This is a genomic window from Nocardia cyriacigeorgica (assembly GCF_005863245.1).
Lineage (GTDB): Bacteria > Actinomycetota > Actinomycetes > Mycobacteriales > Mycobacteriaceae > Nocardia > Nocardia cyriacigeorgica_C.
The window spans coordinates 378,884-397,071 of sequence record NZ_VBUT01000006.1; the positions used below are offsets into that span (position 1 = coordinate 378,884).

General features: G+C 68.0%; 18 protein-coding genes and 1 pseudogene. 9 read left to right on the forward strand and 10 right to left on the reverse strand.

Annotated features, from left to right (window positions below; genetic code table 11):
• Positions 1–80: 80 nt before the first annotated feature.
• From FEK34_RS17735 to FEK34_RS30040, 4 genes are all read right to left on the reverse strand, one after another.
• Positions 81–560, reverse strand: coding sequence for a hypothetical protein (locus tag FEK34_RS17735; RefSeq protein WP_138448899.1), 480 nt, complete (start codon positions 558–560; stop codon positions 81–83).
• Between the two features lie 142 nt (positions 561–702).
• The gene (locus FEK34_RS17740; protein ID WP_138448900.1) at positions 703–1,608 is read right to left on the reverse strand and encodes an NAD-dependent epimerase/dehydratase family protein; all 906 of its coding nucleotides are present in this window, start codon (positions 1,606–1,608) and stop codon (positions 703–705) included.
• 129 nt (positions 1,609–1,737) lie between these two features.
• Positions 1,738–2,976 carry a PucR family transcriptional regulator gene (locus FEK34_RS17745; protein ID WP_249359332.1) on the reverse strand — a complete coding sequence of 413 codons (1,239 nt, stop codon included), beginning with the start codon at positions 2,974–2,976 and terminating at the stop codon, positions 1,738–1,740.
• Positions 2,977–3,184: 208 nt separating this feature from the next.
• Positions 3,185–3,352, reverse strand: a complete 168-nt coding sequence (locus FEK34_RS30040) for a hypothetical protein (RefSeq protein ID WP_171048266.1) — start codon at positions 3,350–3,352, stop codon at positions 3,185–3,187.
• Positions 3,353–3,709: 357 nt separating this feature from the next.
• Between FEK34_RS30040 and FEK34_RS17750 the strand changes: the two genes are divergently transcribed.
• Both FEK34_RS17750 and FEK34_RS17755 read left to right on the forward strand, forming a co-directional pair.
• Positions 3,710–4,189: a Dps family protein gene (locus FEK34_RS17750; RefSeq protein WP_138448901.1), complete on the forward strand. Its 480-nt coding sequence runs from the start codon at positions 3,710–3,712 to the stop codon at positions 4,187–4,189.
• Positions 4,190–4,220: 31 nt separating this feature from the next.
• Positions 4,221–6,014, forward strand: coding sequence for a thiamine pyrophosphate-requiring protein (locus tag FEK34_RS17755; RefSeq protein ID WP_138448902.1), 1,794 nt, complete (start codon positions 4,221–4,223; stop codon positions 6,012–6,014).
• 25 nt (positions 6,015–6,039) lie between these two features.
• Here FEK34_RS17755 and FEK34_RS17760 read toward each other — a convergent pair whose 3' ends face one another.
• From FEK34_RS17760 to ctaD, 3 genes are read right to left on the reverse strand one after another with little or no spacing between them, the layout of a single operon-like run.
• Complete coding sequence (locus FEK34_RS17760; protein WP_138448903.1) at positions 6,040–6,477, reverse strand: SRPBCC family protein; 438 nt, start codon at positions 6,475–6,477, stop codon at positions 6,040–6,042.
• A 41-nt stretch (positions 6,478–6,518) separates the two neighbouring features.
• The gene (locus FEK34_RS17765) at positions 6,519–7,196 is read right to left on the reverse strand and encodes a phosphodiesterase (protein WP_171048267.1); all 678 of its coding nucleotides are present in this window, start codon (positions 7,194–7,196) and stop codon (positions 6,519–6,521) included.
• 19 nt (positions 7,197–7,215) lie between these two features.
• Complete coding sequence (gene ctaD, locus FEK34_RS17770) at positions 7,216–8,976, reverse strand: aa3-type cytochrome oxidase subunit I (RefSeq protein ID WP_138448904.1); 1,761 nt, start codon at positions 8,974–8,976, stop codon at positions 7,216–7,218.
• 352 nt (positions 8,977–9,328) lie between these two features.
• Here ctaD and FEK34_RS17775 point away from each other — a divergent pair.
• From FEK34_RS17775 to FEK34_RS17790, 4 genes and pseudogenes are all read left to right on the forward strand, one after another.
• A pseudogene (locus tag FEK34_RS17775) lies at positions 9,329–10,409 on the forward strand (NAD-dependent epimerase/dehydratase family protein).
• 41 nt (positions 10,410–10,450) lie between these two features.
• Positions 10,451–11,278 (forward strand): SDR family oxidoreductase, encoded by an 828-nt coding sequence (locus FEK34_RS17780; RefSeq protein ID WP_138448905.1) that lies wholly within the window; start codon positions 10,451–10,453, stop codon positions 11,276–11,278.
• 44 nt (positions 11,279–11,322) lie between these two features.
• On the forward strand, positions 11,323–12,234 hold the full coding sequence (locus FEK34_RS17785) for an alpha/beta hydrolase (RefSeq protein WP_138448906.1): 912 nt from the start codon (positions 11,323–11,325) through the stop codon (positions 12,232–12,234).
• Between the two features lie 37 nt (positions 12,235–12,271).
• The gene (locus FEK34_RS17790; protein WP_138448907.1) at positions 12,272–13,009 is read left to right on the forward strand and encodes a MerR family transcriptional regulator; all 738 of its coding nucleotides are present in this window, start codon (positions 12,272–12,274) and stop codon (positions 13,007–13,009) included.
• A gap of 56 nt (positions 13,010–13,065) precedes the next feature.
• Here FEK34_RS17790 and FEK34_RS17795 read toward each other — a convergent pair whose 3' ends face one another.
• The gene (locus FEK34_RS17795; RefSeq protein ID WP_138448908.1) at positions 13,066–14,283 is read right to left on the reverse strand and encodes an erythromycin esterase family protein; all 1,218 of its coding nucleotides are present in this window, start codon (positions 14,281–14,283) and stop codon (positions 13,066–13,068) included.
• A gap of 115 nt (positions 14,284–14,398) precedes the next feature.
• Here FEK34_RS17795 and FEK34_RS17800 point away from each other — a divergent pair, with 115 nt between their 5' ends.
• Entirely contained in the window at positions 14,399–15,091 is a 693-nt protein-coding gene (locus tag FEK34_RS17800) for a MerR family transcriptional regulator (protein ID WP_138449159.1), read from the forward strand.
• A 463-nt stretch (positions 15,092–15,554) separates the two neighbouring features.
• Here FEK34_RS17800 and FEK34_RS17810 read toward each other — a convergent pair whose 3' ends face one another.
• Together FEK34_RS17810 and ligD are read right to left on the reverse strand one after the other, a co-directional pair.
• Positions 15,555–15,746 (reverse strand): hypothetical protein, encoded by a 192-nt coding sequence (locus tag FEK34_RS17810; RefSeq protein ID WP_138448909.1) that lies wholly within the window; start codon positions 15,744–15,746, stop codon positions 15,555–15,557.
• Positions 15,747–15,897: 151 nt separating this feature from the next.
• Positions 15,898–16,839: a non-homologous end-joining DNA ligase gene (gene ligD / locus FEK34_RS17815; RefSeq protein WP_138449161.1), complete on the reverse strand. Its 942-nt coding sequence runs from the start codon at positions 16,837–16,839 to the stop codon at positions 15,898–15,900.
• 130 nt (positions 16,840–16,969) lie between these two features.
• Between ligD and FEK34_RS17820 the strand changes: the two genes are divergently transcribed.
• Together FEK34_RS17820 and FEK34_RS17825 are read left to right on the forward strand one after the other, a co-directional pair.
• A complete protein-coding gene (locus tag FEK34_RS17820) occupies positions 16,970–17,365 on the forward strand; it encodes a hypothetical protein (RefSeq protein WP_138448910.1) in 396 nt (131 codons plus the stop codon).
• Positions 17,366–17,613: 248 nt separating this feature from the next.
• Positions 17,614–18,171, forward strand: coding sequence for an STAS domain-containing protein (locus tag FEK34_RS17825; protein WP_138448911.1), 558 nt, complete (start codon positions 17,614–17,616; stop codon positions 18,169–18,171).
• The last annotated feature ends 17 nt before the right edge of the window (positions 18,172–18,188 follow it).

The following is an 18,188-nucleotide window of genomic DNA, read 5'->3' on the forward strand; positions in this document are numbered from 1 at the left end:
GAGCGCGTCGGCGACTGTGGCCGGGCCTCGGCAGGCCCGGCCCGGTAGTCGACGCGGCTTCCGGGACGGTTACCCCGGAATCACTTGATGTCGATGGTCCCGTCGAACATCAGCGGCGTCGGACCGGGTTCGCAGCCGCGGAAGCTGCTGGTCGGCATCGGCACGCCGTAGCCGATCCGGTTCGGCTCACCGGCCTGGCCCTTCATGACCGTGATCTGGATGGCCATCGAATCCGGCGGGAACAGCATCACCGGTTCCATGGTGGTGATCGGGTAGACCAGCGAGACGGTGTTGTCACGGACCGTCAGGCAGGTGACCGGTCCGGTGACGCGGATCGGCAGGTTCATATTGCCGAGCTTGGCGGTGGCCACATAGGTGCCGGTGGTGGGATTGCCCGGCGAACTCTGTGCGTCGACGTGCAGCACGTTCATGCCGAGGACCTGCATGTTGCCGTTGATCGTGACGCTGGTCGGCTGCGCGGCGGCCTGTCCTGCACCGGCGATGACCGCTGCGCTCGCGATCGCCGCTGCCGCACCGAGCCGGGTGAGCTGACTTGCCATGAGTGTGCCTCCTCAGGTCGTAGTCCCCGTTGCGCGGATACCCCGGCTGATCGTGTTCAAGCTGGGCAATTCGATCGTGATTACTCCTCCGATGATGGGACATTTCGCTCGCGGTTCGCGCGATGCTCGGCGTCTCCGGCCGTCAGACCATTTCTCGCAGGATGTCGGTGAACGGCGTAGGGGCGAGCCCGAAGGTCTGTTCGGTCAGCGTGGAGTCGAGGACGAACGGACGGTCGAGCTGGTACCGCACTTCGGGCAGCTCCCGTGCGGCCGGTGAGGTCAGGCCGCCCGCGCGCAGCATCCACCCCGGCATGCGACGCAGTTTCGGCGCGGGCACGCCCGCGACCTGGGCGAGCCTGTCTGCCAGCTGACGCGGGGAGACGGGCGGGTTGGTGGGTACGTGCCAGGCCCGCCCCCACGCCCGCTCGTCCTCGGCGAGGGCGATGAGCGTGCGGGCCGCGTCGCCGGTGCCGGTCCAACTGTGCGCGGCGTCCAGGTCCGCCGGGAACAGCGCGGTCTTTCCGGCCAGTACTTTCGGCGCCACCATGATCGCGAAGTTCGACTGGCCGCCGCGGCCGAGGAAATCGCTCGCCCGCACCTCGGTGACCCGCACTCGTCCGGCCTCGTGTGCCGCCAGCGCCTGCTGCCAGGCCTGCGCGCGCAGCTGCCCCTTGACCGAGTTCGGCGCCATCGGCAGATCCTCGGTCATCGGCGCCGTGGGTGCGCCGTACCCGTACAGATTGCCGAGCATCACGTAGCCGGCGCCCGTCGCCTCCGCGGTCTTCAGCAGCGAACCGAACAGCGGCAGCAGCTGCGTGCGCCAGCGGTGATACGGCGGTGCGGCACAGTTGAACAGCGTCTGGGCACCCGTGGTCAGTTCGATCAAGGTGGCGGTGTCCGTGGCGTCGGCGGCGACGCACTGGATCTGGCGATCCCGTGATCGTCGCGCGCTGCGCGTGATCAACCGGACATCGTGTCCGGCGTCGGCCAGCAGCTGAGCAGTGATCGTGCCGACGCCACCGGCGCCGACCACAACAGACAGTGTCATGGTCCTCTTTCGTTCGGTTGATCTCCGGGCTCGGGCATGAGACACCGCCCGAACGCCGAATGTGACATCAGTCCGACGAATCAGCCGTACGACATGTGAGGTGAACGGTGGCGACCGGTGCCGCCGAGATCACGCGACGGCGACGGTGCTGCGCCCGCGGTGGGCGCGAATCAGCAGCGCCGCGCGCAGGTAGCACAGCCCGGTGACGTCATTCGGGTCGAATCCGGTGATCTGGCCGATGCGTTTCAACCGGTAGTCCACGGTGTTGGTGTGGACATAGAGTTTGCGGGCCGAGCGGGAGCGCTGCATATTCGTGGCCATGTGGACCTCGAGGGTGGTGAGCAATTCCGGATGCGCCTCGAGGGAATCGAGGACCGAGCTCAGGTAGTCGCGGGCGGGGCCGGGCCGGGTCAACTGATATTCGAAGGCCAGCTCGTGCGGCCGATACACCTTGCTCTCCCCGCCGAGTAGGTGCACGATGTCGACCAGTTCGTGGACCTGCTCGGCGACGGCGGGGATCTGCGCGGGCGTCGCCGTCATCGCGACCGCCCGGATCGGGACCTGGCCTGCGACAGAGAGATTGTCGATGAGCCGGTCGAGGTCGTCGTCGGTGAACTCGGTCGCAGGCAGCAGCAGGGTGCCGCCGTCCACGCTGAGCAGCGACAGCACCTTGCCAGCGCACCGGTTGGCCAATTCGGCCTGCACGCGGCGCAGCTTGCGACGCGCGACGATCTTCTCGTCGAGCGCCGAAACCTGCTCCTCCGGATGTGGTGGGAGTTCCAGCGCCACAACGTGATAGCGCTCAGCGACCTCGATGCCGCACTCGCGGGCCATGGTGGAGGTGCTCTGCCCGCCCAGCAGCGCCGAGGTCAACGTGTGCACGGCGGTGTGGTGTTCGCTCACCACCGAACGCAGTTCACGCACATAGGCCACCGAGACGGCCGAGTTGATCATGTCCTGGGCATCCATCAACCGCCTGGCCACCCCGACCGCGGTGTCGAAATCGTGGATGGTGCCGTTTTCCAGGATCAGGTCGAATCCGAGCTTGAAGCCCTCGTGGATGGCGTGATGGATGGTGTCGATCGGGATGCCCTCGCGCGCCCAATCGGCCGCGGCGTCCTGCACCCGTTCGGTACGGCCGCGTAGGTCGCGCCCGTCCAGCATGCTGTTGGTCAATTCCAGGCAGATCCGCGTCACCGTGGTGATATCGCCGTCGAGCGCTTCGCCGGGCAGCGTGGCGCACGGCACGACATTTTCGATGAAATGGCCGACCATCTGACGGGAAATGGTCCGTACATCCTTCAGTGGAGTGGATACCGGCCGACCGGACGAGGTGAGAAACGGTTCGGCTGAGGCTGCGACAGACATGGTAATTCCTTCCCACCCAGGGCCACTGGGCAGGGAATCACGCTACCGCGAGAACTCGTTGCCATGTCGTGGCCTTCGATTGTGACAAGGTGGAATGGATACCGGAAACGTTTATAGATTCCAACAATCGAGACCCACGGCTGCGGCCACCGAGTCGCGCGGCGGTGGCGACGGGACACGCCACCGCCGCGGCGACCGAACGTGGTTGCTACAGGCAGAAGCTCAGCTCCAGCGGCCCGAGGTGAATCGGCGCGCACACCTCCACCGATCCCGCGACGGGGACGCCGGTCTCGGCGGAGGCGGGCGCGGCGCCGATCGCTACCGCGGTGAGAACCAAGCCTGCGACGGCGAGCGGGCGAATAATTCTGGAGTTCATAAACATTCCTCGGTTGTGCTCTGCGATGAAGCCCCGAATTCGGGACCGGCACCATCAGAACACAAGGTGCGCACGATATGTCGTTCGCAGGATCGTTCTTGATTCTTCAGTCGATATCCGCGCACGCATCGTAGAAATCCACAATTCCCGCGCTGCGGCACTGAGGCATAATTCGCCGGGGAAAGCCGGCCGGGGCGGGGCGAACGGTGAGGTGGTCCGCCATGAACGAGCAGCGAGGCCGTGCGCGCACCGGAGCACACACGGCCGCGTGCCATCCGGCGGGTCCGGGTTCGGCGGCCCGGAACCGGGTAGACCGATCGTGACCGGTCGATCTCAACCCCAGAGGAGGCAGTCACGATGTCGGTCCCCATCAAGAGCACCCTCGACGCCGAATCGCAGCGCATCACCGGTGACGCACTGCGCGCGAGCGTGGTCGATCTCATCGATCTGTCGCTGATCGCCAAGCAAGCGCATTGGAATGTCGTCGGCCCGAACTTCCGCCCACTGCACCTGGCACTGGACGAGCTCGTGACCGCGGCGCGCGGGTTCACCGATGACGTGGCCGAGCGTGCCACCGCGATCGGCGTCAGCCCCGACGGACGGGCGCAGACGGTGGCGAAGGAGGCCGCCGGACTCGGCTTCCCGGACGGCTGGCAGCAGGACACCGACGTCATCGCCGCGATCGTGGACAGTCTCGCCACCGTCATCGGGCGATTCCGGGAACGCATCGACGCCACCGAGAAGCCCGACCCGGTGACCCAGGATCTGTTCATCGAGATCGCCGCCCGCCTGGAGCAACTGCACTGGATGTGGCAGGCCCAGCTGGCCACCGCCTGACCCCGCGCAGCGAGTTCGAGGAGGAGACATCATGGCCGAGCAGGTCGGTGACGTCCTGTTGCGCCGCCTCGGGGAATGGGGTGTGCGCCAGGTCTTCGGCTATCCCGGCGACGGGATCAACGGTTTGCTCGCCGCATGGGCGGGCGGCGAGGAGTATCCGCAGTTCGTCCAGGCCCGGCACGAGGAGATGGCCGCCTTCGAAGCGGTCGGCTACGCCAAATTCTCCGGCGCGGTCGGGGTATGCGCGGCGACCGGAGGGCCGGGCGCGATCCACCTGCTCAACGGCCTCTACGACGCCAAACTCGATCATGTGCCGGTGGTGGCGATCGTCGGCCAGACCGAGCGCAGCGCACTGGGCGGTTCGCATCAGCAGGAGGTCGACCTGCCGGCGGCGTTCAAGGATGTGTGCAGTGCCTACTCGCAGCTGTGTGTGGTGCCGCAGCAGCTGCCCAACGTGCTGGACCGCGCCTTCCGGGTCGCCATCGCCGAACGGGCGCCGACGGCGGTGATCGTTCCCGCCGACGTGTTCTCCCTCGACTACACCGCCCCCGCGCACGAGATGAAGAACGTGCCGTCGAGTCTCGGCCTGAGTCAGGGCATCATCACACCCGATCCGGAAGCACTGCACCGTGCGGCGGAGATCCTCGATGCGGGGGAGCGGGTCGCGATCCTGGTCGGGCAGGGTGCGCGCGGCTGCGCCGAAGAGCTGACCCGGCTGGCCGATCTGCTCGGCGCGGGCGTGGCCAAGGCGCTGCTCGGCAAAGATGTGCTGCCCGACACCGAGCCATGGGTGACCGGATCGCTCGGCCTGCTCGGCACCACGGCCAGCCATTACCTGATGTCGGAGGCCGACACCCTGCTGACCATCGGATCGAACTTCCCCTACAGCGAATACCTGCCCGAGTACGGGCAGGTGCGCGGCATCCAGATCGACCGGTCCGGCGCCTGGATCGGCATGCGCTACCCCTATGAGGTCAGTATCGTTGCCGATGCGAAAGCCGCACTGCGCGAGCTGATTCCGCTGGTGAAACGCAAGCGCGACCGGAGCTGGCGCAAGCGTGTCGAACATGAGGTGACGCAGTGGTGGCGGGCCGCCGACGAGGTGGCCATGCTCGACGCCGATCCGATCAACCCGATGCGCATCTTCTCCGAGCTGTCACCGCAACTGCCCGAGAACGCCGTGGTCACGGCGGATTCGGGCACTTCGGCCGACTGGTACGCGCGCCATCTGCGTTTCCACGGCGATATGCGCGGATCGCTGTCGGGCACGCTGGCCAGCATGGGATGCGCGGTGCCCTACGCCATCGGCGCCAAGTGGGCATGTCCCGAGCGTCCCGCCATCGCGCTCGTCGGCGACGGTGCCATGCAGATGAACGGCCTGGCCGAACTCATCACCATTGCCCGCTACTGGCGGCAGTGGCAGGATCCGCGGTTGATCGTCGCCGTTCTGCACAACAACGACCTCAACCAGGTGACCTGGGAACTGCGCGGCATGCACGGTGCGCCGAAATTCCCGGATTCACAGACCCTGCCCGACGTCGACTATGCCGCGTTCGCACGCAGTCTCGGGCTCGGCGCCGAATCCATCGACGATCCGGAAGACCTCGCCGGCGCCTGGTCGCGTGCGTTGTCCAGCGCGCGGCCGGTGGTGCTCGACATCGCGTGTGATCCGAATGTGGCGCCGATACCGCCCAACACCACCTTCGAACAGTTCTCCTCGCTGGCCAGGGCGCTGCTGCACGGCGACGAAGACGCGGGACCGGTGCTGGCGCAGTCGGTGAAGCAGAAGACGCGCCGCTTCTTCGCCAGGCATCGGAACAGTTAGCCTGCGTGCTGGTTCCCGTCCTCGGTTACTTCTTGCCGACGGCGAGGTCGGCGAGGCGAGCCAGCGCCTCCTTGTTGCGCGGCGCGAGCAACGCGCCCTGGATCGGTCCGGGAATCCAGCGGCTCGGACCGCGAACGGCCTTCTCCGCCATCCGGATCTCGGTGCGGCCGGGGGAGATCTCGACCAGGTCGAGCCTGATCCAGGCCGCACCGGCGGGCCACAAACCCGCATCCAGCTCCAGGCTGTGCGGTGGGTCGACGGCCCGCACCGTGGTGGTGTCGTCGATGGTGAGCGGCCAGGGGCCGACCCGATGGTGGATCTGCGCACCCACCTGGGGCCAGCTGCTGTCGACCTCGCGGATATGCGAGGCGCCGACCACCCAGCTCGCATACGACCAGCCGTCGGCGAGCACCGCGAAAATCTGCGGCGGGGACGCGGCTACTTCGGTCCGGACCTCGACCATGTCGTCTGCCTTTCTCGGGTTGCCTTGCTCGTCGAGCCGACTCAGGGTTCTTCTCCACGCCCGCGGCGGCTGCCGATGTAGGCGCGTTCCCTGAACTTGGTGACGAGATCGGGCACCAGCGTGACCTCGGCCGGATGGTTGAGCATCGGGTCGAAGAAGTCGGTGCGGTAGTCCTCGGGTTCGGCCTGATGCAGGGTCAGTTCCGCGGCGGTGCGGCGCGGGGTGCCGATGCCCTGGACGGTGATCTTGAAACCGAGGGTGTGCTCGCGCAGATGCTCTGCCATGGCATCCAGCGAGGCGGTCGCCGGCTGGTTCGCGTCCGGTTCGGCGTAGACCCAGGTCAAGCTGGATTCGCCGAACCGGTACGGCAACAGGGAGCCGTAGCGGGCGCTGGCCCAGCCGCGGGCCGGGGTGATCGCCAGCCGGCCCAGCCCGCCGCGGCCGGTGGTCGCCAGCACAAAATCCCACGGATGGTCGTCGCGGTCGAGCACCCGGAAGGCCAGCCCGAGCACGTCCGGAAGACCGGCGGGGGTGCCGATTCCTTTCGACAAGCGCGCGATCACCGCCCGCTCGCCGTGGCCGAAGAGCGAGACGTACTCGTCCTCGGCATGCAATCGCCCCGACAGCCGCACGCCACGGGGATGGAACACCCTCGCGTGCCGTACCCGGGCGCCTGCCTCGAAAGCCTTTGTCACGGTGGCGGAAACCAGATCAGCCATCACATATCCTTCGCTGCTCTCATCGGGTCTGGTCGGTTGTGACCGCATCGGATGGTTCGGACAATTCCGCACCGGCCCCGTGCCGCGCGGAGCGGCCGACGTGGGCTTCGGCGCGAATTCGTTCGACCATGTGCGGGTAGTGCACTTCGAACGCGGGTCGTTCGGAGCGGATGCGTGGGAGTTCGTAGAAGTTGTGCCGCGGCGGTGGGCAGGTCGTGGCCCATTCCAGCGAGTTGCCCGACCCCCAGGGATCGTCGACCGTCACCACTTCGCCGTAGCGGTAGCTTCTGAACACATTCCATACGAACGTCACCATCGAGACCCCGAGCACGAACGACCCGATGGTCGAGACGGTGTTGAGCGCGGTGAAGCCGTCGCCGGGCAGATAGTCGGCGTAGCGGCGCGGCATGCCCTCGTTGCCCAGCCAATGCTGCACCAGGAAGGTCAGGTGGAAGCCGAGGAAGGTGCTCCAGAAATGCAGCCTGCCCAAGCGTTCGTCCATGAACCGGCCGGTCATCTTCGGGAACCAGAAATAGATCCCGGCGAACGTGGCGAAGACGATGGTGCCGAACAGCACGTAATGGAAATGCGCTACCACGAAATAGGAATCGGTGACGTGGAAGTCCAGCGGCGGGCTGGCCAGGATGACCCCTGACAGCCCGCCGAGCAGGAAGGTGACGATGAATCCGAGGGCGAACAGCATCGGTGTCTCGAAGGTCAGCTGCCCGCGCCACATGGTGCCGATCCAGTTGAAGAACTTCACGCCCGTCGGCACCGCGATCAAGAAGGTCATCAGCGAGAAGAACGGCAGCATCACCGCACCGGTGGCGTACATGTGGTGCGCCCACACCGCCATTGACAGCGCGGCGATGGCGATGGTGGCGAAGACCAGTGCGGTGTAGCCGAAGATCGGTTTGCGGCTGAAAACCGGGATGACCTCGCTGATGATGCCGAAGAACGGCAGCGCGACGATGTAGACCTCGGGATGGCCGAAGAACCAGAACAGATGCTGCCACAGAATCGTGCCGCCGGTGGCCGGATCGTAGATGTGCCCGCCGAGATGCCGGTCGTAGGCCAGCGCCATCAGCGCCGCGGTGAGGATCGGGAACGCCAGCAGCACCAGAATGCTGGTGACCAGGATGTTCCAGGTGAAGATCGGCATCCGGAACATCGTCATCCCCGGTGCGCGCAGGCAGACCACGGTGGTGATCATGTTGACCGCGCCGAGAATGGTGCCGAGGCCGGACACCGCCAGACCCATGATCCACAGATCCCCGCCGACGCCGGGCGAATGCAGTTCATCGCTCAACGGGGTGTAGCCGGTCCAGCCGAAATCCGCCGCGCCGCCCGGAGTGAGGAACCCGGCCGTCGCCATCGTCGCCCCGAACAGATACAGCCAATAGCTGAGCGCGTTCAACCGCGGAAACGCCACGTCGGGTGCGCCGATCTGCAACGGCAGGATCGCGTTGGCGAACCCGAAAACCACGGGGGTGGCATAGAACAGCAACATGATCGTGCCGTGCATGGTGAACAGCTGGTTGTACTGCTCGGGCGAGAGGAACTGCAATCCCGGCCGCGCCAGCTCCCCGCGCATCAATAACGCCAGCAAGCCCCCGATCAGGAAGAACGCTGTCGCCGACGCCAGGTACAGGATGCCGAGCACCTTCGGATCGGTGGTGCTGATCATCTTGTACAGCGCCGAGCCCTTCGGGCCGTGCCGCGCCGGAAACGGTCGCGTCGCGGTGAGCTCACCCACCGCGCCCGAGGATGTCGCCGTCATCCCACCTCCCAGGTCGATGCGCGCGGCGCTGCCGAGAACGCGCCCCTGTCCTCGCCCTACCCGCATCCGGGCACCTGAACCACCCGAGGCCGTGATTCGCAGAACCTGGACCGGCGCCACCCCGTCGCACTGATCTCCTGGCGGCGGCTACGCCAGCGGCTGCACGAACTGGCGTGCGGATCGTGGAAGCCCCGGCATCCTCGGGACGGCCGACCCGCGAGCTGCGGCTACCGCGCCGGGAGCGGGAAGGCGCGACCGCGTGGGCGCGACCGGGACAGCGGAATCGCCGGCGGCTGTGTGGCAGGCGAGCGCACGGGTATGCCGGTAGGGCAATCGACACTGAGGAGGACCGATGCGCGTGGTGGTGATGGGGGCGACGGGGAACGTGGGCACTGCTGTGATCGATGCGCTGACCGGCACACCCGAGGTGACGTCCATCGTCGGTGCCGCCCGAAGGCGTCCCACCGAAGAACGAGCCGGGGTGGAGTGGGTGGGCGCCGACGTGCGCCACGACGATCTGGCCGCTGTTCCGTGGCGCCGACGCCGTGGTGCATCTGGCCTGGCTGTTCCAGCCGACGCGCAGGCCCTTGGACACGTGGCGCGCCAATGTCGGCGGCACCTCACGCGTGCTGGAGGCCGTGGCCGACGCGCGGGTCCCCGCCCTGATCTACGCCTCCTCGGTCGGCGCGTACTCGCCGTGCGTCGATGATCGGCCGGTCTCGGAGTCCTGGCCCACCGAAGGCTGGCCCGGGGCGGCGTACATGATCGAAAAGGCCTATGTGGAACGGCTGCTCGACACCTTCGAACGGCAGCATGCCGACTGCCGGGTCGTGCGGATGCGTCCCGCCTTCACCTTCCAGTACGCCTCGGCCAGCGAGCAACGCCGGTTGTTCCTCGGCCCGCTGATGCCGAACCCGCTGCTGCGGCCCGGCCTGCTGCCGGTGCTGCCATATCCGCGGGGGATGCGGTTCCAGGCCGTGCACAGCGTCGACGTCGCGCTCGCGTACGCGCTGGCCGTCGCCTCCGACGGACGCGGTCCGTTCAACCTCGCCGCCGAACCGGTGATCGGCCGCGCCGAGCTCGCCCGGATCCTGCGCACCCGCACCGTCGAGGTCCCGCCGCGGCTGGTGCGGACCGCGCTCGCCGCGGCCTGGCATCTGCACCTGGCCCCGGCCACCCCTGGCCTGTTCGACGCGATGATGCATCTGCCCGTCATGGACACCACCCGCGCCCGCGTCGAGCTGGGCTGGACGCCCAGAATCAGCTCCTCGGACGCACTGACCCAGTTCCTGGACGGGTTCCGCGCCGGCGCGGGCGGGCATACACCACCGCTGGCCGCGGACGCCGGCGGCGCCTGGCGCTACCGCGAGTTCACCTCCGGGATCGGCGGCCACGATCCCGTCGATCGATCGTTGTCCCACGGCGCCCGCTGACCATTCTGTGTCGGCGGGGTGTCGGCGGGTAGCCGACCATCATGGCAACTATCGCTCCCTTACCGAAGGAACGCATCGGCGCACCGTTGCGCGCCGTGGTCACCGGCTCCGATTCCGGCATCGGCCGCGCTATCGCGGTCGCGCTGGGCGGCGGTGGCGTGGACGTGGGTATCACCTATCACCGTGACGAGCAGGGCGCCGCCCGTACCGCCGAGCTCGTCCGTGACCGCGGCGCGATCGCCGCGGTCCGGCAGCTCGACCTCGACGACCTGCCCACCAGCACCGCCGTCATCGACGAATTCGCCGAGGAACTGGGCGGGCTGGACGTGCTGGTGAACTGTGCCGGCACGGGCTCGGCCACGCTGGTGATGGACATGGATTTCAACACCTGGCGCCATGTGCTTTCGGTCGATCTGGACGGCGCGTTCCTGTGCTCCCAGCGCGCGGCCGCGCACATGATCGAGGCCGGACGCGGTGGCCGCATCATCAACATCACCAGCGTGCACGAGCACGCGCCGCGGGTCGGGGCGGCGCCGTATTGCGCCGCCAAAGCCGGGCTCGGAGCCCTCACCAAGGTGCTCGCCCTCGAGTTGGCCGAGCACAACATCACCGTCAATTCGGTGGCGCCGGGGGAGATCTCGACTCCCATGACCGGCCAAGAAGACGTCGACCCGCGCGAACAACCGCGTCCAGGCCTGCCGCTGGGCAGGCCAGGCCACGCCGACGAAGTGGCCTCCGTGGTGGCGTTCCTGGCCACTCCGGCCGCCGGTTACGTCACCGGCGCGTCCTACGTCGTCGACGGCGGCATGCTGCTGATGGGACCGCAGTCCAGCCAGCTCGTCCCCGACGAGAAATGGCGCAGGCCCTAGCCCGGGTTGACCTTGACCCTGCGTCAGGGTTGCAGCCTTGACCCATGACGAACAACAGCATGTCCCCGGCGCGGCTCGCACCGCCGGTCGGCGGATTCCAGGACATCGACGGCCGGCGCCTCTTCGTGCATCGCTCCGGTAGCGGCGGACCGGCGGTGGTGTTCCTGCCCGGCGCGAGCGCGGTGGGACTGGACTACTTCGGTGTCCAGCAGGAGGTTGCGCAGTTCACGACCGCCGTGGTGTACGACCGCGGCGGCACCGGCTACAGCGACCCGCTGCCGCTGCCACGCACCGCGGCCGCAGTGGCCGCGGAGTTGCACGAGCTGCTGTGCGCGCAGCACATCCCGGGCCCCTACGTCCTCGCGGCGCATTCACTCGGCGGGCTCTACGCACACCGATTCGCCCAGCTCTATCCGCAGGACGTGGCGGGGCTGGTCTGGCTGGACGCGCTGCATCCCGGCTGGGACGACTACATGCCCGCCGCGGCGAGCCTGGCCGCCGCCGAGCAGATGGGGCCGGGCCTCGACCAACTCGAACAGTTGCGCCCGGCCCTGCGAGACATTCACACCGAACTGCTCGCGGACTACCCCGAACATCTGCGCGAGCCCCTGGTCGAGGCCAAACTGAGCACCGAGTGGCTGCGCACCGGCCTCGCCGAACGCACCGGTCTGGCCGATCTCGCCGCCGAACTGCGGGTGGGGCCCGACCTGCCGGATGTGCCCGTCGTCGCACTCAGCGTCATCGGCGCCGATCCCCAGCAGGACCAGATCTCGGCAGAGATGTTGCAGCAGATGCACGATGGCAGGACCCGCATGGACGCGGCGCGCGTGGCCGGGGTCGCGCGCGGCGAGCAGCGCATCCTGTCCGACACCGCACACCACCGGTTGTGCTTCGACCGCCCCGATGCCGTGGTGCGGGCGGTTCGCGATGTCATCGACCGGGCTGCCCGGCCCTAGACTCGGCGCGAACGCCAACCACGATCCGAGGAGGACGGTGCTCACGATCGGACAGCTCGCCGCGACCGCCGGCGTCACCGTGCGCACCGTCCGCCACTACCACCACGTCGGCCTGCTGCCCGAACCCGAACGCGACGCCTCCGGTTACCGCCGCTACAACGCACAAGCGGCGGTGGACCTCATCCGGATCAGAACCCTCGCCGACGCCGGTGTGCCGCTGGCCCGCATCGACGCCCTGCTGCACGCCCACTCCGCCGAGTTCGCCGCCGCGATCACCGATATCGACGCCGAACTCCAGCGCAGAATCGACGAGCTCAGCGAGTATCGGAGCAGGATCGCCGCACTCGACAGTGGCGAACGGCTCGTCCTCCCTGCCGAGGTGGTCGCCCTGCTGGACCGGATGCGCAGTCTCGGCATCAGCGCCCGGCGTCTGCGCACCGAGCGCGACGCGTGGATCCTGCTGCGGGCACTCGAGCCCGGCGCCGTCGCGCAACGGGTCCGGGAGAAGCACGCCGCCTTCGACGACCCCGACACCACCCGTTTGTATCTCGCCTGCGACCGAGCGATGGACTGGGCCGCCGACGATCCGCGCCTCGATTCGCTCATCGACGAACTCGACGCATGGAAGATCCGGCACGAACCGGGCAGCGCCCGCTCCGGGCCTGTCGCGCTGGTCTTTTCCCGGATTACCGAGGAAACCCCGGCCTGGCAGCGCATCGTGGAGGTGCTCACGCACCGCGCCGAGCGGCGCCGGGCCGCCCAGCCGGACGGGTGAGCGGTGCGGGCGCTACGTCGAGCCGCTACCGGCCCACCCGTTCCCGGTCCGGGCGCCTACCAGTACTGATGGCGCTGCCCGTCGGTGTCGGCGATCCAGATGACCGCGTCCGCGCCGGTCAGGTCCGCCGGGGTGAGCGGGATGTGGCCGGGCATCATCGGGTCGCCCGCGGGGATCGATGCGGGCAGCGTGGCGCGCAGCTCCCGGGCCGGGAACAGGGCGCGGCCGGTGGTGGCTTCGGCGAGCACACCCTGAAGGGTGCCCGGTGCGCTGTGCGGATTGGCGTCGGCGGCGATGAAGGTATAGCGCTCACCGAGGGTGAGGGAGATGAGCGCGCCGGCGTTGCCCCAGTTCACGGTGTTCTCGCCGACCGCCATGGTGGGCTTCGTGTATTGCAGGTGCACGTTGTGGGCGAAAACCAGGGTCGGGCCGCGTTTTTCCTCGCGGGCGAGGATGTCGAGCAGGTTGTCGGCCATCATCTCCGCCCGCACCGCCAGCATGTGCGCGATGCGATCAGGTCCGGGTTCGGCCATTGCGGCATGAAAACGTAGTTGCCCCAGGGCGGTACGGGCGTGGGCGACGGCGTGGTCGTAGCGGTCCGGGTCAGCCGGGCGCAGGGCGGGAGCGGCGCGGCGCAGTGCGCCGGCGAGGTCGTCAGCCAGGATGCGCAGGGCGCGAGCGCGTTCGGAATTGCCGATGGAGGCCGCCGGGTCGTACATGGCGGCCTGGTTCGTCCACTCGGCGTCGTCACCGAGCAGTGCTTCCAGCTCCTTGGCCGACTCTGGGCGCAGATGTTCGGGCAGATATTCGGCGACCGCACGCAGTGACGGCCTCGGGCTCGCGATGTCGACCTGATCTCCCGGAAAGTCGAAGCCGTAGAACCGAACCCGGTCCTGCGGCGGACGGGCCAGGTTGTAGGAGCGCAGCCATTCGACGAGTTCTCGATTACCGGGTATGCCGCCGAAGCGGTGGCTGGAACCGTTCGCGAGTACGGTGTCGATCTCGCCGCTCGCCCCGTTGACGTAGTCGTTGACCAGGGCGGCGGCGAACATGTCGATCTCCAGCACGATCGACCGGAAACCCCGGTCCACCAGTTGTGCGAGCAGTTCGTTGCGCAGCACCGGAAAAGCCGCGATCCCGTGTGTCGGCTCGCCCAAACCGAGCAGGACCGTCGGCTCGGACCGCGCGGCCAGCAGCTCGTCGACGGCCCGGCCCAGGCTCGCCGAATCGTCGAGTTCGCGCCCGATCGCGCGCAGTGCGGTGACAGTGGACATGGATACCCCTTTCGGAAGGATCTGCCCCTTCGACGCTATCGTTGAAGAATCGAGTGAAACTTCTCTGACATCGACCTGGATTTTCCTGCCGAAAGCCTCAAACGGAGGTGTTGCCCTGCGGCCCATCGACCTCGCCCGGGAACACCGCTTGTCCGCCCAGGCGATCCGCAACTACGAGGACGCGGGCATCCTGCCGCCCAGCGAACGCACCGCGGCCGGCTACCGCCGCTACACCCCACTGCACGCGCAGGCCCTGCGCACCTTCCTCGCCTTACGCGCAGGCCACGGCCACGAGCAGGCCGCCGAGATCATGCGCGCCATCAACCGCGGCAACACCGAATCCGCCTACCGCCGCATCGACGCCGCACACGTCGCCCTGCTGGCCGAACGAGAAACCCGCCTCGAGGTCGCATCGGGCCTCGGCGCCCTATCCACCACGCCGCCTCCGGTACCCGGCCCACCCCTGACCGTCGGCGAACTCGCCCGCCGCATCGACGTCCACCCCGCGACGCTGCGCACCTGGGAGTCCGAAGGCATCCTGCACCCGCACCGCAACCGCACCACCGGCTACCGCGAATACGGCCCCGACTCGGTCCGCGACGCCGACATAGCCCGCCAACTCCGCCGCGGCGGCTACCCCCTGCACAAGGTCGCCCAGTTCCTCGATTCCGTCCGTGACGCCGGCGGCGCCGACGCCCTGCACGCCTTCCTCGAAGCCTGGCAACACCGCCTCGACACCCGCAGCCGCGCATTACTCAGCGCCGCAGCGCAATTGGACGCCTACCTCGACCTGATCGACCAGCTCTAGGGGCCTCGGCGCCGCCCGCGACTTACGCTGGCCCAATGCCGAGCGCGGATCCACCACCTCGCGTGATCTTGCTCAACGGCACATCGAGCTCAGGCAAAACCACTCGACGTTCAACTCCTCGGCGTCGCATGCCCCATTGGCACTGGCCGAGCAGCGAGAAAGGGTCCGTGGCCATCCGATCGGGTTGGCGCGCGGCCATTTTCCAGACGGTCCACGATCACGGATACACCTACGACACCGTTGTCGACACAGCCATGGGGAAACCTGCCGAACTAGCCCAAGCCATCCTGCTCAGGGACGCACACGGATGATGGCGCGCTGATCGACGACCATCGTTGTCATCGCCAATAGCCACGCCGCACAACCGGTACGACCGATGACTGTCGGACACGCTCGGGGTTGCCCGGCACTGTTCATCGGCTGATACTCGAGCGCCGCGTGATCGCGGCGCTCGAGTATCTACCTACTTTTGCGGCAGATCGCCCAGCACGCAGTTCCTGAAATCGAGGTAGTCGTTCACGTTATTTTCGAGGCAGTTTTGGATTACCTCCTGGAGTTCTTCGCTGTGCGCGTCGGCGTGCGCGAACCCGGACCCCATTACGGCTGTCGCCATCGTGGCAGCGAACACCACTGCGGCCCCGGCGAAACGTGTCATTCTCACCATGTTGCCTCCAATCCGTGGTACGACCGATGGACCGATTCATCGTAGGAGCGGAACAGGCGGCCGAATGGGAGCCCCGAATCCGTGGCGATTCTCATGATGTAGACACGATGCCCTTCGCGATGGTTCTCGCGGGCGGTGGCCTTCAATTGGCCGCCGGCAGTTCGACCTGGTCCGGGGTCTTGTCGTTGCGCAGGCCGCGCCAGCTCGGATGACGCAAACCCTCACCGGTGTATTCGCGGTATTCGATGTCACCGACCAGGACCGGGTCGACCCAGTGTGCGGCGCCGATGGCGGCGCGCGGCGGGGGGTCGGGGAACGGTGGGGTGGGGCGGGTGAGGGTGTCGAGGCGGGTGCGCAGGGAGCGGCGGACGGCGGCGGTGAAGCCGGTGCCGACGTTGCCGATGTAGACGAGGCGGCCGTCGGGGTTGTTGGCGCCGAGGATCAGCGAGCCGAAGGTGGGTGCCATGGCGCCGTTGCCGGTGGTCCAGCCTGCGACGATCGCCTCGGTCGTTTTGCGCAGGGGTGTCTTGATCCAGGCGGGGGAGCGGCGGCCGGGTTGATAGGTGGAATCGATGCGTTTGGACACGATGCCTTCGAGATGGTTCTCGCGGGCCACGGCCATGAGCTTGTCGGCGGCCACGTCGAGCCAGTGCGGTGGGGTGCGCACCGGTGCCTCGGCGAACTCCAGCTCCTGCAAGCGCTCTCGCCGTTGCAGGTACGGCAGGCCGGTCAGCGAATCGGCGGCGTCACCGAGGATGTCGAACAGATGTAGCTGCACGGGCACCGCGGCGATCAACTGTTTGGTGGGCCGAACGACATGCATCCGGCGTTGCAGCAACGCGAACGACGGTGCACCCGTGCCGGTCTGGGCGATGATCTCGCCATCGAGTATCAGCTCGCGCCCGGCCACCAGCGCGCCGAGCTCGACGGCCAGCTCCGGGTAGGAGCCGGTGATATCGCGCTGGTTGCGGCTGTAGAGCCGGCATTCACCACCCCGGCAGACGACGATCGCGCGCACCCCGTCCCACTTCATCTCGATCGCCCAGTCGGCATCATCGGGCGGCCGTCCTGCGACGGCCAGCATCGGCGCCGGAACCGCGACCACCGCCCCAGCGTATCCGCGGCAAACCGCCGCGTCCGGCGATTCGATCAACAGTGGCGCCGGCCGGGCCGAACGCCACTGCGCCGGCCGGAGGACCAGCCCGGTCGCAGGCATGGAGCCGCCCATCGCGGGTACGCCGGAAGTGTCCATCGCGGCTGTGCAGAAGGAGGCGGACGCGATGTCCGAGAGGGAGGAATTGCGCTACCGGATTGAGATCTCCGAGCCCGGGCGGCTCGAGCAGAGCTGGTGGCAGATCGAGAACACCGGGACACCGGGCCAAGTCTGCGCGGCCTTGACCGAACTTGCCGCGCGCCTGTGCCGGGACCTGCTCGACTCGTCGGCCGGCAGCCGGGTGCACCGGCTGTGCTGGTACGGATACCGGGTGGAATCGGCGGACGGCACCGTGATCGCGCGCGAGGAGGGCATGCTGCGCGCATGCGAGCTGCCCAGCGTGTTCTGGACATCGGCCGCTGCGATCGCCGACAGCAGAGCCACACCTCGTCCTTAGATCGTCAACGGCGGTACGCATGACACTGCGGCTTCGTCCTCGACGAACGCCGTCGCGGCGGGCAGCGCTACGGAGCGGGGGACGATCGTGGCGTGCGCACCGTGACCGAGCGCGGCGGGCCGCTCCGTCGATTCGGACGCCGCCGAAACGGCGATGTCGTAGACTGGTCGGTACTCAATGGGTTTGCCTTCAGAATGCAGGGTGGCCTGATCAGGGCGCTGAGCGCATGGACCTGATTCGGGAGCATGATGGCACCACATCCAGAGTTCGAGATCACCCCGTCACCGCGTCGTGAGATTTCCTCGCTGTGCGGCAAGCCCGACCCGAAGGACCGGCTGGTGTGCTGCCGCCGGCGCCGCGGCCGATCGGTCGTGCTGTCGGTGCGCGGCGAGGCCGACGCCTTCACTCTGCCGGTGTGGCGGCTGGAAATCGCCGAGGCCGCCGAGGACGCGCGGGCCAAGGGCGGCGGGTTGATCGTCGACACCACCCGACTGAATTTCCTGTCGTGGCGGAGCCTGGCCACGCTGGCCGAAGACGCCGAACGCTTCGGGCGCGAAGGCGTGCCGATGTGCCTGGTCAGCACGAGTTCCACGGTGTTCCGGCTGGCCGGCGTCGACCCACGGGTGGCGCGGCTGCCGATCCATTCCACCGTGGTGAGCGCGCTGACCCGGCTCGAGCTGGGCCGACGCGGTTCGCCGGCCCAGCGCGGTACCCGCCACCAGCAGACGAGGACCGCGGTCGCCGACCCGTCGACAAGCGGGCACGAGGACGGTTTCAGCTCGGCCAATGGGCGCGGGTCCGGCTGACGGACGCTACCGCCGGT

Bases quoted from the DNA above. Each gene is read 5' to 3' on its own strand.
- FEK34_RS17760 (WP_138448903.1), bottom strand. From the start codon at position 6,477: ATGGTCGAGGTCCGGACCGAAGTAGCCGCGTCCCCGCCGCAGATTTTC.
- ctaD (WP_138448904.1), bottom strand. From the start codon at position 8,976: ATGACGGCGACATCCTCGGGCGCGGTGGGTGAGCTCACCGCGACGCGA.
- FEK34_RS17735 (WP_138448899.1), bottom strand. From the start codon at position 560: ATGGCAAGTCAGCTCACCCGGCTCGGTGCGGCAGCGGCGATCGCGAGC.
- FEK34_RS17820 (WP_138448910.1), top strand. From the start codon at position 16,970: ATGGAGCCGCCCATCGCGGGTACGCCGGAAGTGTCCATCGCGGCTGTG.
- FEK34_RS17795 (WP_138448908.1), bottom strand. From the start codon at position 14,283: ATGTCCACTGTCACCGCACTGCGCGCGATCGGGCGCGAACTCGACGAT.
- FEK34_RS17745 (WP_249359332.1), bottom strand. From the start codon at position 2,976: ATGTCTGTCGCAGCCTCAGCCGAACCGTTTCTCACCTCGTCCGGTCGG.
- FEK34_RS17825 (WP_138448911.1), top strand. From the start codon at position 17,614: ATGGCACCACATCCAGAGTTCGAGATCACCCCGTCACCGCGTCGTGAG.
- FEK34_RS17750 (WP_138448901.1), top strand. From the start codon at position 3,710: ATGTCGGTCCCCATCAAGAGCACCCTCGACGCCGAATCGCAGCGCATC.
- FEK34_RS17810 (WP_138448909.1), bottom strand. From the start codon at position 15,746: ATGACACGTTTCGCCGGGGCCGCAGTGGTGTTCGCTGCCACGATGGCG.
- FEK34_RS17785 (WP_138448906.1), top strand. From the start codon at position 11,323: ATGACGAACAACAGCATGTCCCCGGCGCGGCTCGCACCGCCGGTCGGC.
- FEK34_RS30040 (WP_171048266.1), bottom strand. From the start codon at position 3,352: ATGAACTCCAGAATTATTCGCCCGCTCGCCGTCGCAGGCTTGGTTCTC.
- FEK34_RS17780 (WP_138448905.1), top strand. From the start codon at position 10,451: ATGGCAACTATCGCTCCCTTACCGAAGGAACGCATCGGCGCACCGTTG.
- FEK34_RS17755 (WP_138448902.1), top strand. From the start codon at position 4,221: ATGGCCGAGCAGGTCGGTGACGTCCTGTTGCGCCGCCTCGGGGAATGG.
- FEK34_RS17740 (WP_138448900.1), bottom strand. From the start codon at position 1,608: ATGACACTGTCTGTTGTGGTCGGCGCCGGTGGCGTCGGCACGATCACT.
- ligD (WP_138449161.1), bottom strand. From the start codon at position 16,839: ATGCTGGCCGTCGCAGGACGGCCGCCCGATGATGCCGACTGGGCGATC.
- FEK34_RS17765 (WP_171048267.1), bottom strand. From the start codon at position 7,196: ATGGCTGATCTGGTTTCCGCCACCGTGACAAAGGCTTTCGAGGCAGGC.